This is a genomic window from Aequorivita todarodis (assembly GCF_028561335.1).
GTDB classification, from domain to species: domain Bacteria; phylum Bacteroidota; class Bacteroidia; order Flavobacteriales; family Flavobacteriaceae; genus Aequorivita; species Aequorivita todarodis.
On record NZ_JAQQTG010000017.1, the window covers coordinates 1 to 15,315 of the forward strand.

Annotated in this window: 20 protein-coding genes; 8 read left to right on the forward strand and 12 right to left on the reverse strand. The window is 40.2% G+C overall.

The window, feature by feature from the left end; all coding sequences use genetic code 11:
• Positions 1–57 precede the first annotated feature (57 nt).
• Genes POV26_RS07375 through udk form a run of 4 tightly spaced genes read right to left on the reverse strand, consistent with a single transcriptional unit; the run spans position 58 to position 2,908 of the window.
• A complete protein-coding gene (locus POV26_RS07375) occupies positions 58–561 on the reverse strand; it encodes a hypothetical protein (protein ID WP_272855832.1) in 504 nt (167 codons plus the stop codon).
• Between the two features lie 9 nt (positions 562–570).
• Positions 571–1,962: a methylmalonyl-CoA mutase subunit beta gene (locus POV26_RS07380; RefSeq protein ID WP_272855833.1), complete on the reverse strand. Its 1,392-nt coding sequence runs from the start codon at positions 1,960–1,962 to the stop codon at positions 571–573.
• Complete coding sequence (locus tag POV26_RS07385) at positions 1,959–2,291, reverse strand: FtsB family cell division protein (protein ID WP_272855834.1); 333 nt, start codon at positions 2,289–2,291, stop codon at positions 1,959–1,961. The genes POV26_RS07380 and POV26_RS07385 overlap by 4 nt, the downstream gene beginning before the upstream one ends.
• Positions 2,288–2,908: a uridine kinase gene (gene udk, locus POV26_RS07390; RefSeq protein WP_272855835.1), complete on the reverse strand. Its 621-nt coding sequence runs from the start codon at positions 2,906–2,908 to the stop codon at positions 2,288–2,290. Before udk ends, POV26_RS07385 begins: the two co-directional genes overlap by 4 nt.
• A 165-nt stretch (positions 2,909–3,073) precedes the next feature.
• Here udk and POV26_RS07395 point away from each other — a divergent pair, with 165 nt between their 5' ends.
• Positions 3,074–3,697, forward strand: a complete 624-nt coding sequence (locus tag POV26_RS07395; protein ID WP_272855836.1) for a WbqC family protein — start codon at positions 3,074–3,076, stop codon at positions 3,695–3,697.
• A gap of 50 nt (positions 3,698–3,747) precedes the next feature.
• Here the strand turns inward: POV26_RS07395 and POV26_RS07400 are convergent, their stop codons facing one another.
• The 7 genes from POV26_RS07400 to POV26_RS07430 form a co-directional block, all read right to left on the reverse strand.
• Positions 3,748–4,764 (reverse strand): endonuclease/exonuclease/phosphatase family protein, encoded by a 1,017-nt coding sequence (locus POV26_RS07400; RefSeq protein WP_272855837.1) that lies wholly within the window; start codon positions 4,762–4,764, stop codon positions 3,748–3,750.
• Between the two features lie 3 nt (positions 4,765–4,767).
• Positions 4,768–5,643, reverse strand: a complete 876-nt coding sequence (locus POV26_RS07405; protein WP_272855838.1) for a rhomboid family protein — start codon at positions 5,641–5,643, stop codon at positions 4,768–4,770.
• A 2-nt stretch (positions 5,644–5,645) separates the two neighbouring features.
• Positions 5,646–6,386 carry a rhomboid family intramembrane serine protease gene (locus POV26_RS07410; protein WP_272855839.1) on the reverse strand — a complete coding sequence of 247 codons (741 nt, stop codon included), beginning with the start codon at positions 6,384–6,386 and terminating at the stop codon, positions 5,646–5,648.
• Positions 6,387–8,231, reverse strand: a complete 1,845-nt coding sequence (mutL, locus tag POV26_RS07415) for a DNA mismatch repair endonuclease MutL (protein WP_272855840.1) — start codon at positions 8,229–8,231, stop codon at positions 6,387–6,389. It abuts the gene before it with no gap.
• A 6-nt stretch (positions 8,232–8,237) separates the two neighbouring features.
• Positions 8,238–8,522 (reverse strand): hypothetical protein, encoded by a 285-nt coding sequence (locus tag POV26_RS07420; protein WP_062620845.1) that lies wholly within the window; start codon positions 8,520–8,522, stop codon positions 8,238–8,240.
• 216 nt (positions 8,523–8,738) lie between these two features.
• Positions 8,739–9,236, reverse strand: coding sequence for a 6,7-dimethyl-8-ribityllumazine synthase (gene ribH / locus POV26_RS07425; RefSeq protein WP_272855841.1), 498 nt, complete (start codon positions 9,234–9,236; stop codon positions 8,739–8,741).
• Positions 9,237–10,004, reverse strand: a complete 768-nt coding sequence (locus tag POV26_RS07430; RefSeq protein WP_272855842.1) for a tetratricopeptide repeat protein — start codon at positions 10,002–10,004, stop codon at positions 9,237–9,239.
• Positions 10,005–10,326: 322 nt separating this feature from the next.
• Between POV26_RS07430 and recF the strand changes: the two genes are divergently transcribed.
• The 5 genes from recF to POV26_RS07455 all read left to right on the forward strand — a co-directional run bounded on the left by recF (position 10,327) and on the right by POV26_RS07455 (position 12,907).
• On the forward strand, positions 10,327–11,406 hold the full coding sequence (gene recF, locus POV26_RS07435; RefSeq protein ID WP_272855843.1) for a DNA replication/repair protein RecF: 1,080 nt from the start codon (positions 10,327–10,329) through the stop codon (positions 11,404–11,406).
• Positions 11,407–11,543: 137 nt separating this feature from the next.
• Positions 11,544–11,984, forward strand: coding sequence for a lipocalin family protein (locus tag POV26_RS07440; protein ID WP_272855844.1), 441 nt, complete (start codon positions 11,544–11,546; stop codon positions 11,982–11,984).
• A 58-nt stretch (positions 11,985–12,042) separates the two neighbouring features.
• Positions 12,043–12,339 (forward strand): DciA family protein, encoded by a 297-nt coding sequence (locus POV26_RS07445; RefSeq protein WP_272855845.1) that lies wholly within the window; start codon positions 12,043–12,045, stop codon positions 12,337–12,339.
• A gap of 72 nt (positions 12,340–12,411) precedes the next feature.
• Entirely contained in the window at positions 12,412–12,645 is a 234-nt protein-coding gene (locus POV26_RS07450; protein WP_272855846.1) for a hypothetical protein, read from the forward strand.
• A complete protein-coding gene (locus POV26_RS07455; protein ID WP_272855847.1) occupies positions 12,626–12,907 on the forward strand; it encodes a type II toxin-antitoxin system RelE/ParE family toxin in 282 nt (93 codons plus the stop codon). The genes POV26_RS07450 and POV26_RS07455 overlap by 20 nt, the downstream gene beginning before the upstream one ends.
• Before the next feature lie 113 nt (positions 12,908–13,020).
• Here POV26_RS07455 and POV26_RS07460 read toward each other — a convergent pair whose 3' ends face one another.
• Complete coding sequence (locus POV26_RS07460) at positions 13,021–13,440, reverse strand: nucleoside-diphosphate kinase (protein WP_272855848.1); 420 nt, start codon at positions 13,438–13,440, stop codon at positions 13,021–13,023.
• Between the two features lie 275 nt (positions 13,441–13,715).
• Here POV26_RS07460 and POV26_RS07465 point away from each other — a divergent pair, with 275 nt between their 5' ends.
• Positions 13,716–14,768 (forward strand): DHH family phosphoesterase, encoded by a 1,053-nt coding sequence (locus POV26_RS07465; protein WP_272855849.1) that lies wholly within the window; start codon positions 13,716–13,718, stop codon positions 14,766–14,768.
• Positions 14,758–15,312, forward strand: coding sequence for a gliding motility-associated peptidyl-prolyl isomerase GldI (gene gldI / locus POV26_RS07470; protein ID WP_272855850.1), 555 nt, complete (start codon positions 14,758–14,760; stop codon positions 15,310–15,312). Before POV26_RS07465 ends, gldI begins: the two co-directional genes overlap by 11 nt.
• The last annotated feature ends 3 nt before the right edge of the window (positions 15,313–15,315 follow it).

Genomic DNA, 15,315 nt, shown 5'->3' on the forward strand with positions numbered 1-15,315 from the left:
CTTGTTTCAATTTCTCGATCGCATCGCGTGAGAATTTTTCAAAATCAAAATTTTCGTTCATAATATGTCAAATTTAAAAAGTTTAAACATCCTTTTTTTAATTTGACACAGTTTATTTAACATACTCCACTTTTCTTCATAATTATTTATGGCTTCTTTAAGTTGGGTCTCAGATGACCCATCTAATTTTTTCGCTCCATTTGAAACATTGCTCTTCATTATTCTTTCAAGTTCAATCTCGCAGAGCATATGCTCTTTTTTCATTAAACTATATAAAAAATTCATTTGATAATCTCTTCTTAGAATTAAAAACTTACACAGTCCATAAAACCCAACAATCAATAATGATAAAATCACTAATACCTTAAAGAGAATTTTCATAAAAACTAAACCAGTTAGATTTTCATCACTTAACTTAAAAATCAAAATTGTAAATATTCCACTAGAAATTGCTATAAACCAGTTAGAAATCTCTTTGATTGAATTTTCATAATCTTTCAAATAACGAACCGTTTCAAACTTATCATCAAGATTTCCTAAGATTTCTTTAATTGAATCCATATTAATCGGTTATAATTCCTGTTTTAAGCGTTCCTGTTCCGTGATTTCTGATAATCTCTTTTCAACTATTGGGGCGATTAGGGTTTTGGTGGGGTTGTGTTTTAAGAAAGGGAAAAGTTCCAAATCGCCTTTCATTCGGTCGTTTTTGTTGGGGTGATAGTTGGTGCCCAACAATTTCAGCTCGCCGCTGTCAAAAAGTTGTTGTTCCTTTTCGGCACTTTCCTTTATTTTCTTTTGAATGGTTCCATCCTTTAACTGCTGAAGGAAGCCGCCGCCCTTTTCTATTTCCTTAAACAATTGAAGCGCTTTTTCGGCCAATTCATCTGTGAGGCTTTCAATATAATAGGTTCCGTCTGCAGGATTGCTGACCGTGTCGAAATAACTTTCGTGCTTTAAGATAAGCAGTTGGTTGCGGGCAATGCGCTCGCCAAACTCGTTGCTCTTGTGGTAGAGCGCATCATACGGCAAATTGCAAACAGTATCGGCCCCGCCCAAAATTGCGCTCATACATTCGGTGGTGCTGCGGAGTAGGTTTACATTGTAATCGAAAAGGGTTTTGTTGCGTTTTGACGGGGTGGCTATTATGTGGCAGGTTTCGGTTGTTCCGTATTCCTTTGCCAGGGTTGCGTAGAGTTTTCGCAGAGCCCGGATTTTTGCTATTTCGAAGAAGTAGTTTGGGCCAGTGGCTAATTTGAAGGTTAAACTTAAAGATTGCTTCGTTTCACTCGCAATGTGGTTTAAATATTCATTGGCATGCGCGAGGGCATAAGCCAGTTGCTGCACTATATTGGCACCGGCGTTTTGATATAAAATTGCATCAACGGAAAGCAGGTTTTGCGAAGGATTCTTCTCAAAAATACTGTCCAGAATTTCGTGGTCCTTTTTCAAATTATGAAACCAGTTGCCCGTGCGGGCGAGATTTCCTATTAAATCTATATTGTAATAAACTATTGCTTTTCCCTCCGAATTGGCGGGTAGGTTTGAAAAGAATTTGATGAGTTTATTGTAAAATGCTTCGGAAAGGAATGTTAGGTTGAAGTAGATTGAAACCGTTTCAAAAGGAAAATTTTTAAACACAGTTTTTGGGTCAAATTCTTCCGCGGCACTAAAAATAATTGCCTCCGCCCCTCTTTCCGCGGCGTCCAAGGCGATATTATTTGCTATTTTTTCATCGTCGATAAAGATTTTTTGGGAAATTTTCCAAGACTTCGGCTGCCCGGGAATGGGTTGGAATTCTTCCTCGAAATCGTCTTGATGGTAAAACGGTTTCACGTGAATCCCTTCGGGACTTTGCCAGACCAAGGTTTCGTTATAGTCGGCGCCCTTTAAATCGTACTGAATTTTTTGTTTCCACTGTTTTGCGGAAACTTCATCAAAATCCTCGAACAAAAAATCATTCATCGCTTTTCTTCTTTTTTGATACTGTCTTCGTGCTCAATTATATAAATATCTTCGTTTTCCTTTTTCAAATAATACTTTTCGCGGGCAAATTTCTCCATTTCATTGCTGTCCACCATTTTCTGGATGAAGCTTTTATCGCGGTCTATTTCCTGTTGGTAGAATTCAGCGTTGTCTTCCAAAGCATTGATATCACTATCCAATTCGTGATGAATCAGGTATGAATTGGCGTCGAAAAAAATCATCCAAACAATAAAAAGGATAAGGATAAGCACATATTTATTGCTTATAAACCGCACCCACTTTTTATTTTTAAACTCCTTTAAATTCACGATTCGGTATAACTTATTTTCTGGTGGATAATGCTTCTTATAACGTTTACCGCTACTGTATTGTATTTATTTGTTGGAATGATAATATCCGCAAATTCCTTGGTCGGTTCTATGAATTGCTGGTGCATCGGTTTTAGTGTGGTTTGGTAACGGTTCAGCACTTCCTCCAAATCGCGGCCGCGGGTGGCTATGTCGCGTTTCAACCTTCGTATCAAGCGTTCGTCACTATCTGCGTGCACGAAAATTTTTATATCAAACATTTCGCGTATGTCGGGATGCGCCAAGATTAAAATTCCTTCCACAATAATAACTTTTTTTGGAAAGGTAGTAATTGTTTCCCCAGTTCTATTGTGCTCCACAAAGGAATAGACGGGCTGCTCAAAGGAATTCCCTTCGCGAAGCTCCTTTAAATGCCCTACCAACAAATCGAAATCGATAGCTTTGGGATGGTCAAAGTTTATTTTTGTACGTTCCTCAAACGAAAGATGACTGGTGTCGTGATAATAGGAATCTTGTGAAATAACGCATACTTCATCAACAGGAAGCTCCTCCACAATTTGATCTACAACGGTTGTTTTTCCAGAGCCAGTGCCACCGGCAATGCCAATTATGAGCATATTTTAAAGGTTTATACAAAGGTAGGGAAAAGGGTTGCAGGTTTCAAGTTTCAGGTTTCAAGTTTTACACATCGTCTCAACCCCATTCAAAGGGGGACCAATTTCGTTTTTGATTTTGTTTTCGTTTTCGATTTCTTCCCTATTTTTGAAGACTTAAATTTTTAAATGAAAATAATTCTCCTCCATCCCTCCTATTTTCCGTCCATTGAGCAGATGGCTGCTGTGGCGCAGGCCGATAAAGTGATTTTTGAAGTGGAGGACAATTACCAAAAGCAAACCTACCGCAACCGTGCCTACATTGCGCACAGCAATGGCCGGCTTTTGCTGAACATCCCGATAAAACACACGGGGAAACGCAGAAAAACGAAGGATGTAGTGGTTGAAAATGATTTTCCGTGGCAGGAACAGCACTGGAAGAGTTTGCAGAGCGCCTATCGAACCTCTCCTTTTTTTGAATATTACGAAGACGATTTGGAGCCATTGTTCTCCGAAACGGTCGGCAACTTGATGGAACACAATCTAAAAATATTCAACTTGCTGTGTGAACTGATTGGGATTGATGTTGAAATTTCAAAAACTACTTCCTTCGAAAAAAATCCTGATATAACCGATTTGCGCATTTTGGTAGATGCAAAAAGAAAAACAAATTTTAAAGCCGAAGAATACACGCAGGTGCATCAGGCTAACCATCCTTTTCTGCCCAATCTTTCGGTTTTGGACTTACTTTTCAATGAAGGGCCGAACGCCTTGAATTATTTGGAAAAGCAACAGTTAAATATTACAGAATAAAATAGGTTTTTGTTAATTGCTAATTGGTAATTGCTAATTGGTAATTGAATTCACCACCCCACCGTGGCCCGAACGGCATAATGGTCGGAAAAAGTTTTCTTCAAAGTATCGAATGACAGTATATCGAGCCCATTTGAAGCAAAGATATAATCGATTCGCATCGGGAAACCCTCAAATTTGAAGGTGGTCCCCAACCCATTGCCCCGCTCGCGGAAGGCATCCTGCATCCCATCTTTCAATTTTCGATAACTGTACGAAAAAGGTGTATTGTTGAAATCGCCGGAAAGGATAACCGGATGATTGGTTTTCGCTTTGTGCTCCAAGATGGCCGCCACCTGTTGCTGTTGCATTTCAAAGGCACGCGACACCCGTTTGCGAAGTTTTTCGTTATCGCTTTCCTGTAAAAAACTTACCCGAGGAATAATGCCGAGCGACTGTAAATGCAAGCTGTAAATGCGAAGGGTATCCGTGCCCTTTACCACATCGGCGTAAAGCGTATTGTTATAGGTATCCTCAAAATCGAAGGCCCCGGTATTTACCAACGGATATTTTGAAAAGATGGCGTGGCCCAGTTTTGCCTTTTCAGATTTAAAGTGAATGTATTGATAGGGATAGCCGGAAAAGTCGATGGTATTGGGATTGTAGTATTCCTGCACGCAGACCACATCGGGATTTTCCTCAAAAAGCATTTCCGCAATTATTTGAGGCGCATCCGTATCTGGATTTTTTTCGTAGGCATTGAAAAGCCGCACATTGTAAGATAAAACACTGAGGGTATTTTTATATTGGGAAGTGTCGCCTTCCGAGGAAACTTCGTAAAATACGTTGAAGTAAAAATAGGAAATCAAAAGTACGGTGAACGACACTAAGAATCTGCGCCTAAACTGCACGGCCCAATAGATAGCGAAGATTATATTCACAATTATTAGCAATGAGACCACCAAACTCAGCAAGGACAATGTCGGGAAACTTTTGGGTGGCAAATACGGCAGAACGAAGGAAATCAACAATAAAAATGCCGCGAGCAGATTGCCCCAGTATATCAGTCTATTGAGAAATTTCCGCATCGGTTAGTCTTCTTTTCCGGCCTTGAACAGAAAGTCCTTTTCTTCCTTGGTAAGACTTTCGTAGCCGCTTTTGCCTATTTTGTCCAAAATACTGTCCACCTTTTTTTGGTTTTCAGATTTTTCGGCCTTTGATGTAGAACGTCGTGGGGCAGGTTGTGTTGTGCGGTGTACTTTTTTAAACGGCTTTTTGGCGCGGGGCTTAAAAAGATTGGCCACCCAATCCATAAAATTCTCGAACCATTTGCCAATGTCGTTCCCCTTAGCGAGTTGAACCGCATAGATATAACCGAAAATTGCACCGCCCACATGGGCCATCAATCCGCCTGCATTGCCCGATGAAGGTATGCGGACCAAATCAAAAAGGAACAGGAAAAGCGCAATATGCCACAGTTTTATGGTAAAGGTAAAGATTCGGACTTCAGTATTCGGGGTGTAGGTGGCGATAAAAACCATCAGGGCCGTAACTGCTCCCGAGGCGCCAATTAAAAATCCGCGTTGCATTTCAAAAACCGGAAAAAAGTTATAGGACAAAATAAATAACAGCCCGCCAAATGCCGCGCCCAACAGATAGATGGTCAACAGGCGTTTTCCCGTAAAAAGGTTAAGCACAAACTGCCCAAACCAGTACAGCCAAAGCATATTAAAGAGAATATGGAAAAAACCGAAATGCAAAAACCCATACGTAATAAGCGTCCACGGCCGAAACAAAAGGGTATCGAAATCATCGCCCAAAACAAACCATCGAGAGAAGTATTGCGAACTCACACTCAAAAAGAAGGACCCCAACCTTACCACCAAAAATGCCGCTACATTGATGACAATGAGCTTTACCAAAATATTGGCGGTTTTATACTTATATGAAAGACTGGTTGCTGCCATAGTTAATTCCAACGATGGTTATCAAAACTGTTTTTTTTCCAGTACCACGCCATGATAAAACCGAAGAGCGCGCCACCAATGTGGGCCCAATGCGCAATACCCGTGGCGGTTCCGGTAATGCCAAAAATTAAATCCAATAAGATTATTCCGGGGATGAAATATTTCGCCTTAATTGGAATTGGCAGAAAGATTAACATCAGTTCAATATTCGGGAACATAATTCCGAAGGCAACCAAAATTCCATAAACCGCTCCGGAAGCTCCCAGAGCCACGCCGTTATAACCATTATACATGCTTTGGATGGTGTCTGGGGAAACATAATCCAATATAGCAGTGTTATATTTTCCTGTATTTAAAAGATTCATAATTTGTTCTTGGCTCATTCCCGCGTTCATCAAGGCGTCCATGCCGCTGTGGAGCTGATAATAATTCACCAATGTATGGATAATGGCTGCGCCCAAACCTGCTGAAAAATAGAAGAAAAGAAACTTTTTTTGTCCCCAGCGCATTTCCAAAGGCGACCCAAAAGCCCAGAGCGCATACATATTAAAAAGTATGTGGAATATAGACGACGGGTCGTGCATAAACATATGCGTGATAGGCTGCCAATATTGAAAATTGGGGTTTTCAAAATAGTAAAGCGCAAACAACTTTATCGATAAGTCACCAATAATAAATGATCCTATATAAAAGATCACATTCAGAATTAATAGAAATTTTACAGTATCGGTTATTCTTCCCATTTACATAAATTTTTTATCGAGGTCGCTCACGTCCATCGTTGTAAAAACCAGCTTGTTATTTGGCGAAACGGAAGGTTCTTTGCACGCAAATAATTGATTGATTAAATGCTCCCGTTCTTCCCTGTTCAGCGAAACCCCTGTTTTTATCGCCATACTCGCGGCCATAGATTTTGCAAGCATATCGTTCTGGCTAAAACCACTATCGGGCACTTCTTCCTTTATGTCGTGCACCAACTGGCTGAGCAAATTTACAACATGGCTTTCCAAAATCATCACGGGAATACCGCTAATCTCAATCGTTTCCTCTTTTATTTCTGAAAAAATAAAGCCCGTGTGTTCCAATTGCTCGCGAATTTTTTCAATAATTTCCAAATCGGGCTTTGAAAAATGCAGTTGCAGCGGAAACAACAATTGCTGGCTAACCGCTTCCTTTACAGTAATATTTTTTAACAGCTCTTCGTAAAGAATCCGTTGGTGGGCAAGGTTTTGATGGATTACCATCATCCCGTTTTTCAGCGGGCTCACTATGTATTTATTTTGAAGCTGAAAGGTGGTATGTCCAGTTTCGGTTTCGGTATTTTCAAAAAGACTTCCGGTTACTTCCTCGCTTTCAAATTCAATATCATCCAAATTGGAAACGGAAGCATTTTCATCATTTAAACCCACATATAAGGATTCCCATGAAGCAGACTGCTCCCTTTTAAAAGGAAAATTGATATTTCCCTGCTTTGGCTTTTCCTTAAAGGGATTGAAATCCCGATCCACTTCAATGGAAGGCGCGGTGGGCGATTTCTTGCTGTATTCATAAGGCGTATCAAAACCTTTATCCCTTTCAAAATCGAGCACGGGCGCAATATTGAACTGCCCCAAACTGTGCTTTACCGTGGCGCGGAGCATGGCATAGATGGAATGCTCATCGTCAAACTTTATCTCGGTTTTTGTGGGATGTATGTTGATGTCAATGGAATGCGGATCTACTTCCAAAAAAAGAAAATAGCCCGGGTGCACGTCATTTTTCATCAAACCTTCAAAGGCCGACGAAACCGCGTGGTGCAGATACGGACTTTTTATAAAGCGGTCGTTTACAAAAAAGAACTGCTCTCCCCTGCTCTTTTTTCCGAATTCCGGTTTTAAAACGAAACCTTCAATTTTTAGGATTTCTGTTTCTTCGTGAACGGGAACCAGTTTTTCATTGGTTTTGCTTCCAAAGATGTTGACGATGCGTTGCCGCGAATTTGTCGATGGAAGATTGAAAACATCGCTTCCATTGTGAAGCATTTGAAACGCGACGTTTGGATGCGCCAAGGCCACGCGATGGAATTCATCAATTATATGACGGGTTTCCACAGGATTGCTTTTTAGAAAATTTCTTCGGGCGGGAATATTATAGAAAAGATTTTTTACTGAAATGGTCGTGCCCTTTGGAACTACTGCCGGATCCTGCGAAATTACTTTGCTGCCTTCAATGGTGAGATGCGTTCCAATTTCGGAATTTTCAGTTTTGGTTTTAAGCTCAACGTGCGCAATTGCGGCGATAGATGCCAAAGCCTCGCCCCGGAAACCTTTTGTATGAAGATTAAAAAGATCTTCAGCAGATTTTATTTTTGAAGTGGCGTGGCGCTCAAAACTGAGCCGGGCGTCGGTAACGCTCATCCCGATGCCGTTGTCGGTAACCTGCACGAGGGTTTTTCCCGCATCTTTAATTACCAGTGTGATTGAAGTTGCTTTTGCGTCAATGGCGTTTTCCAACAATTCCTTCACTACCGAGGCGGGGCGTTGCACAACTTCGCCGGCTGCAATCTGGTTTGCAACGTGGTCCGGTAATAACTGAATAATGTCTGCCATTAAAATTTATGCGTAGAAAATAGATAAATCGAATTCGATAATAAAAAGGAAAAGTAGGACGAGAATGGCTATGATTACAATCAGCCTTCGGTTTGCGTTTCTGTCGGAAGATTGCCGCAAATCGGCCCAAGCGGTTTTAAATTTTCCTTTTAAACCTTTGTTGTCGCCAACCGTAGTCCGAAATTCATCAAACTTATGCCCCATGGTGAACGGGCTGCCCTCTCCGTCAAATTCATAATGACGCGGTTTGTAGCTGTACTTTTTGTTTTTTCTCTTGCCTATTAGTCCCATAATTGTCGTGCTTCAAAGTTACTGAAAATACTGTGTTTTCTAAAGTGTTTCTGAAGCTTGTTTTAAACAATTACCGTACCAATGAAGTGTTCAGAATTCAGTAGCAGGTGGCAGGGGTTGGGGATTAGTTAATTCGGGATTCGGGACCTGCCTGCCAGAGGCACGACAGGCAGGTTTGGGATTTGAATCTTGAATCTTGAATTTTGAATATTGAATTCAAAACTTAGAATCCTTCCGAAGTTGCGCCATTTTAATTGCAGCAATTGCGGCTTCAGTACCTTTGTTGCCGTGTTTGCCACCGCTTCGGTCTATAGCCTGTTGCATAGTGTTATCGGTAAGCACGCAGAAAATTACGGGAATATTGCCGCGGACGTTTAAATCTTTTATGCCCTGGGCAACTGCTTCGCACACATAATCGAAGTGTTTTGTTTCGCCTTGTATCACGCTTCCAATGGCAATTACGGCGTCCAGCATATCATAACTCTCGGTCATTCGCTTGCAGCCATAGATGAGTTCAAAACTACCGGGAACATTCCAACGGACAATATTTTCATTGATGGCACCGCAATCCTTTAAAGCATCAAAAGCGCCTTGGAACATGCCTTCGGTAATATCGTGGTTCCATTCTGAAACAACAATCCCAAACCGAAAGTCCTTCGCGTTTGGGATTGTTGTTTTATCGTAAGCCGATAAATTTGTATTTGCTGTAGCCATTTATCTGTTCATTGCTTCCGCGCGGCCGGTATAGATTTCAGCCTTTGTAGCTTCGGTAGATTTTGGATAATCATCTGCAATCTTTTTGAAATGCGCCATTGCCTTGTCGGTTTGGTTCAAAGCCATTGCTGCAATTCCGGCCTTCAAAAGAAAACGCGGTGTTGTAAAATCGTTCGTTCGCATTTTGGCCGCTTCCTCATAATATTTCAACGCATCCTCATTTTGACCCAACTGTGCGAACGCATCGCCAATTGCGCCTTTTGCCAAAGGTGCCAAAATATCATCATCGCTGCTGAATTTATCCAACTGCTCGATTGCTTGCTGGTACTTGTTGGTATTCAAATAGGCCATTCCCGCATAGTAATGTGCAAGATTTGCAGCTTTTGTGCCACCGTAATTGTCGATAATGTCAAGGAAACCGTATTTTCCTTCGCCACCTTGCAGGGAAAGATTGTAAAGCGAGTCCTTTGCCGGAGCCGTCAACGCCTGTTCCCAATAGCTCTGCGCCTGGAACATTTCGTTCATGGCTTCAGTTTCTTTTGGGCCCTTTATATATTGGTGGTAGGCAAAATATCCCAAAACACCCACGGCTACAATGATGATAAAGGCCAAAATTCCTTTTTGGTTCTTTTCAATCCAAGCTTCCGTTTTCGATGCGCCTTCGTCCAGCGTGTTGAATACTTCTGCCGTTGTGCTGTTTTCTTCAAGCTGCGCCTGTTTGTCAGCTTTTGTGGTTGGTTTGCCTCCGCGTTTTTTGTACGTTGCCATAATCTAACTTCTATTTATTTGGATTCCCGTCTTTGCGGGAATGGCGCAAAAATAAAATTTTAAATGGAATTTGAAAGGATAAATATTTCTTATTTTTTAATAATTTGCAAAGCATCCTTTTGTGTTCAACAAGCCGTCATTACTGAAAAAATTTGGGAGAATTAAAAATTTTCAGAATTGACGTAAGACAAAAGGGCATTAGAGGTAGGATTAAATCATTCCAAACCTCTTATTTTTACAACCTTTAAAACGTATTTTTTAAATTAATTTTCATTTTTTTTAGTCTTACGTCCTACGTCTAAAAGTCTTACGTCATTTTTATATGATTTTACAAAAGCTCTCTTTGCTCAACTATAAAAATTTTGAGGCCGAAACCTTCGATTTCGACCCAAAAATCAACTGTTTTGTGGGAAATAACGGCGTGGGAAAGACCAATGTTCTGGACGCCATCTACCATCTTTCCTTCGGGAAAAGTTATTTCAACCCAATTACTACACAAAACATAAAACACGGCGAGGAGTTTTTTGTGGTGGAAGGGTTTTACGAAAGAAAGGAAGCGCCCGAAAAAATTGTGGTCAGCGCCAAAAAAGGGCAGAAAAAAATTATAAAACGAAACGGAAAAACCTACGATAAATTCAGTGAGCACATAGGATTTCTGCCGTTGGTCATTATTTCACCGGCCGACAGGGATTTGATAATTGAAGGAAGCGATACGCGCCGGAAGTTTATTGACGGCGTAATTTCCCAACGCGATTCAGATTATTTGAATACCTTGATTAAATACAACAAAGTACTTGCACAGCGCAATTCCCTTTTGAAATATTTTGCGGCGAACAATACGTTCAGTCAGGACACGATTGATATTTATAACGAACAGCTCCACACTTACGGAACTTCCATTTTTGGGAAACGAACCGCTTTTTTGGAGGAATTTCTACCTATATTTTTGAATCGATACAAATCCATCAGCAGCGGTGATGAGAGCATCAACTTGGTTTACGAAAGCCAATTGCAGGAAAATGACCTATTGACGTTGCTTCAGAAAAATATAACAAAAGATAAAATTACGCAGTACACCAACTTTGGAATACACAAGGACGATTTGGTTTTTGAGATTGACGGCCATCCTATAAAGAAATTTGGTTCGCAAGGGCAACAAAAATCGTATCTTATCGCTTTAAAATTGGCTCAGTTCGATTTCATAAAAAACCATTCAAAAACGAATCCCATTTTGTTATTGGATGATATTTTTGATAAATTGGACGAAACCCGGGTGGAGCATTTGATTACGCTGGTTGACAATGAAAATTTTGGGCAGCTTTTCATTAGCGATACCCACGCAGACCGGACGGAAGAAGTGATTAAAAAAGTGCATCAGACATATAAAATGTTTCCGCTTTAGGAGTTAAGTGTTAGGGGTTAAGCGTTAGGTGTTAAGTGTTAAGTGTTATTGGTTAATTGGGAATAACGGAACTTTGTGTTTTTGCGAGAAAAAAATGCACGCAAAGGCGCAAAGGCGCGAAGAAAATTTGAAAAAAAATGATTTATAAAATCACATTTCTACTAATTACCCTACTTTTTGTTTCTTGCGAAAAGCCCGATCCCGAGGCGCAAAAACAAAACCTCAGCGGCTATTGGGAAATAAAAACCGTAAAAATGCCCGATGGCGAAAAAAAAGAATTTAATATAAATACGGTTATTGATCATATTGAAGTGAAAGGTGACAGTGGCGCACGCACAAAGGTTTCGCCTAGGTTTGACGGTACATTTCGAACCAATGGCGTTTCAGAAAATTTTACCTTAAAAATTGAGGACGATAGCTTGCGGATGTATTACAAAACCCCTTTTGACGCCTGGAAAGAAACTGTCATAAAAGCAGAAGACAGTACATTAGCCGTAATTAACAGAGATAATAAGATTTATACCTATTCTAAATTCAAGAAGTTTGGTTTTCGGGAAACCGACACCCCTAACCCCTAACCCCTAACCCCTAAAGGGGAATAAATAAACTTTTAAACACTTAAACTTTTTCAAAACAATGGCAAAACGACACGCAGAAAACATATCCATCGGCGATGCCTTAAAGGAGTTCATAGAAAGCAACCGATTGGAGAAAGGTTTGGACAAAGTAAACGCCAAGGAAGCGTGGGATTCGGTTATGGGCACTGCCATTTCAAAATATACGACTGATATTAAATTGGACCGCGATACTTTATACGTGCAGCTTTCGTCTTCAGTTTTGCGGGAAGAATTGAGTTACGGAAAAGAAAAAATAATTAAACTTTTGAATGAAGAAATGGGCAAGGAATTGATTAAGAAATTGGTGTTGCGTTAATTTTGATTTTTTAAAATTATAGAAAACCAATTCTTTTTCAAAAATAAACCTAAATTTGTATAAATCTTTGATATGAAGACTATTAAACTGGAAATAAGTAATAAAATTTACGACAAAGTATTGTGGTTACTGGAACAGTTCAATTCGGAAGATTTAAAAATAATAGATGAAAATAAAGCCATCAAAAATTATCTTTCCAAAGAACTTGAAACAATTGACAACGGTACGGCTGAGTTTATTTCTTTAGAAGAATTGGATAAAGTTATGCAGGAAAGGATTTCGAAATATGAAAATAAAAATCCTTAGAAGTTTTTCAAATAAATTAGCTGACCAAGTTGAGTATATTGCCGAAGACAAACCATTTGCGGCGAAAAAATTTAGGAAGGATGTTTTAAATGCTATAAAAGATTTAAAAACGCTCCCTTACAAACAACGAAAATCGATTTATTTTGAAGATGAGCATATCAGAGATTTGATTTTCAAAGGATATACCATTGTTTATAGAATAAAAAATGAAGAACAAATTATTGAAGTTTTCGGATTTGTAAAATACAAAGAATCTCTATAAAAAACGTAGGCGCGCGANTACTGGATGCCAAAAGACCTGTCAGGTTTTGAAAACCCGACAGGTCTTTTTATTTAGTTTGTCATTTCCCCCGCCGTGGCTGGGTCAAGGGCATCTTAGAACATTTCGCGGCCCGCAAAATGGAAAGCACTTTCAATAGCCGCGTTTTCGTCGCTATCACTTCCGTGAACGGCGTTTTCGCCTATGGAAGCTGCATATAATTTACGGATGGTGCCCTCGGCAGCATCAGCTGGGTTGGTTGCACCAATCAAGGTACGGAAATCCTCGACTGCGTTTTCCTTTTCAAGTATGGCCGCAACGATGGGTCCGCGGGTCATATATTCTACCAATTCGCCGTAAAAAGGGCGCTCACGGTGCACCGCATAAAATTCCTTTGCATCTGCAGTGGTCATTTGGGTAAGTTTCATCGCCACGATCCTAAAACCGGAAGCATTGATTTTTTCAAGTATGGCGCCTATGTGTCCTTTTTCAACCGCATCGGGCTTTAACATTGTAAATGTTCTGTCTGTTCTCATTGTATTTTTAAAATTTCGGCAAAAGTAGGTATTTTATTTTCCACATTCAAAAGTTAAATTTTTCAATTTCAAAAATGCTGAAGAATTATTGCTGAAAAAAGAATATATTCCTCTCGAAAGCCTTGTTATTGTTGAACGAAATGTAATATTTCAATATTACTTTTCCATATCCCAACAGTAAAAATGCAATAGGTTTGCAGAGAATTAAAATCCGCCAATAATTATCCTCATATCAGAAACCCAAAAAATCCCCAATAATTCGCTCTTTGGGGTTAATGGGCATTATCGTATCTTCGCCGCGTATGAATAATGAAACTACGCAAGTTGTAAAAAAACTGCTCGCCTCCCCACAAAAAGTGGTAATTGTAGGCCATAAAAACCCCGATGGCGATGCGATTGGCTCGTGTTTGGGACTCTCTTTTTTTCTGAAAAGTTTAGGCCACAACACCACGGTAATCATGCCGAACGACTTCCCTGATTTTTTGAAATGGCTTCCCGGTTGTGATGAAATTATTATCTACGAAAAGGAAGTCGAAAACAGCAAGAAAATCTTTGAAAAGGCAGATATAATCTTCACTTTGGACTTTAATAGTTTAGAGAGGGTTGGCGGGGAACTGCAATCGGTTTTGGAAAATGCGACCGCAAAATTTGTAATGATTGACCATCACCAACAACCCGCAGATTACGCTGTGGCAACATACAGCGACGTGAAGATGAGTTCCACTTCCGAAATGGTTTATCATTTTATGGATGCAATGGGCCAGGCCGAAAAACTTTCGAAGGAAATTGCAGTCAACCTATACACAGGAATAATGACCGATACGGGTTCATTCCGCTTCTCTTCCACTACCCCAACCACGCACAGGGTTGCCGCCAAATTGATTGAGGCCGGTGCCGAAAGTGCCATTATCAACCAAAATGTTTATGACACAAACAGTCCCGACCGGATGAAACTACTGGGCGTTGCACTGAACAATCTGGTAATCCTGCCCGAATTGCACACTGCCTATATTACTCTTACCCAAAAGGAACTGGACGACCACAACTTCAAAAAGGGCGATACCGAAGGTTTTGTAAATTATGCGCTCTCTGTAAAAGGAATCGTGTTTGCGGCGATCTTTATAGAAAACAAACAGGAAAATATTGTGAAGATTTCCTTTAGAAGCAAGGGAAATTTCTCCGTGAACGATTTCGCACGCAACCATTACAACGGCGGCGGACACATTAATGCGGCGGGTGGAAAAAGTTCACAGGACCTTAACAATACCATAAATGAATTTATTAGTATCTTGCCCCGTTATAAAAATGCACTTACAAATGCTTCATAAGCTGTTTTATATTTTACTTTTTTCAGCGTTAATTGTTTCCTGCAAAAGCCCTGAGGCGCGGTCGCCAGTACAAAGCCATTCGGGAACCTTCATCAAGGAATCTGCAGAACGGAACAAAAAGATTTATGAGGAGGAGAAAAAATTCATCGGAGAAATTATAGCGAAAGACTCCACCCACCACTATATTTCTTCCGAAAACGGATTTTGGTATTTCTATAACAAACGCGACACCGCCACTTCTGAAATGCCAGATTTGGGCGATGTGGTAAAATTTACCTACGACATTAAGGACCTCAACGGCAGCCTGATTCTTTCAGAAAAAGAAAACGGACTGCAACACTACAAAGTAGATCAAAGCAACCAAGACCTCATTTCCGGCGTTCGCGAAGGCATAAAACTTATGAAGGAAGGCGAAACAGTAACCTTCCTTTTTCCTTCCTATAAAGCTTACGGCTATTACGGGATTGAAGAAAAACTCGGCTCCAACATTCCGGTGCAGAGCACTGTAACTTTACACTCAATTGAACAAACAAACGAAAATTAAATT

Excerpts from the sequence above, each read along its gene's own strand:
- POV26_RS07430 (WP_272855842.1), bottom strand. The coding sequence starts at position 10,004 with ATGGCAACGTACAAAAAACGCGGAGGCAAACCAACCACAAAAGCTGAC.
- mutL (WP_272855840.1), bottom strand. The coding sequence starts at position 8,231 with ATGGCAGACATTATTCAGTTATTACCGGACCACGTTGCAAACCAGATT.
- POV26_RS07400 (WP_272855837.1), bottom strand. The coding sequence starts at position 4,764 with ATGCGGAAATTTCTCAATAGACTGATATACTGGGGCAATCTGCTCGCG.
- POV26_RS07420 (WP_062620845.1), bottom strand. The coding sequence starts at position 8,522 with ATGGGACTAATAGGCAAGAGAAAAAACAAAAAGTACAGCTACAAACCG.
- gldI (WP_272855850.1), top strand. The coding sequence starts at position 14,758 with ATGCTTCATAAGCTGTTTTATATTTTACTTTTTTCAGCGTTAATTGTT.
- POV26_RS07440 (WP_272855844.1), top strand. The coding sequence starts at position 11,544 with ATGATTTATAAAATCACATTTCTACTAATTACCCTACTTTTTGTTTCT.
- POV26_RS07465 (WP_272855849.1), top strand. The coding sequence starts at position 13,716 with ATGGGCATTATCGTATCTTCGCCGCGTATGAATAATGAAACTACGCAA.
- POV26_RS07455 (WP_272855847.1), top strand. The coding sequence starts at position 12,626 with ATGAAAATAAAAATCCTTAGAAGTTTTTCAAATAAATTAGCTGACCAA.
- udk (WP_272855835.1), bottom strand. The coding sequence starts at position 2,908 with ATGCTCATAATTGGCATTGCCGGTGGCACTGGCTCTGGAAAAACAACC.
- recF (WP_272855843.1), top strand. The coding sequence starts at position 10,327 with ATGATTTTACAAAAGCTCTCTTTGCTCAACTATAAAAATTTTGAGGCC.
- POV26_RS07405 (WP_272855838.1), bottom strand. The coding sequence starts at position 5,643 with ATGGCAGCAACCAGTCTTTCATATAAGTATAAAACCGCCAATATTTTG.
- ribH (WP_272855841.1), bottom strand. The coding sequence starts at position 9,236 with ATGGCTACAGCAAATACAAATTTATCGGCTTACGATAAAACAACAATC.
- POV26_RS07395 (WP_272855836.1), top strand. The coding sequence starts at position 3,074 with ATGAAAATAATTCTCCTCCATCCCTCCTATTTTCCGTCCATTGAGCAG.
- POV26_RS07380 (WP_272855833.1), bottom strand. The coding sequence starts at position 1,962 with ATGAATGATTTTTTGTTCGAGGATTTTGATGAAGTTTCCGCAAAACAG.
- POV26_RS07460 (WP_272855848.1), bottom strand. The coding sequence starts at position 13,440 with ATGAGAACAGACAGAACATTTACAATGTTAAAGCCCGATGCGGTTGAA.
- POV26_RS07445 (WP_272855845.1), top strand. The coding sequence starts at position 12,043 with ATGGCAAAACGACACGCAGAAAACATATCCATCGGCGATGCCTTAAAG.
- POV26_RS07410 (WP_272855839.1), bottom strand. The coding sequence starts at position 6,386 with ATGGGAAGAATAACCGATACTGTAAAATTTCTATTAATTCTGAATGTG.
- POV26_RS07375 (WP_272855832.1), bottom strand. The coding sequence starts at position 561 with ATGGATTCAATTAAAGAAATCTTAGGAAATCTTGATGATAAGTTTGAA.
- POV26_RS07450 (WP_272855846.1), top strand. The coding sequence starts at position 12,412 with ATGAAGACTATTAAACTGGAAATAAGTAATAAAATTTACGACAAAGTA.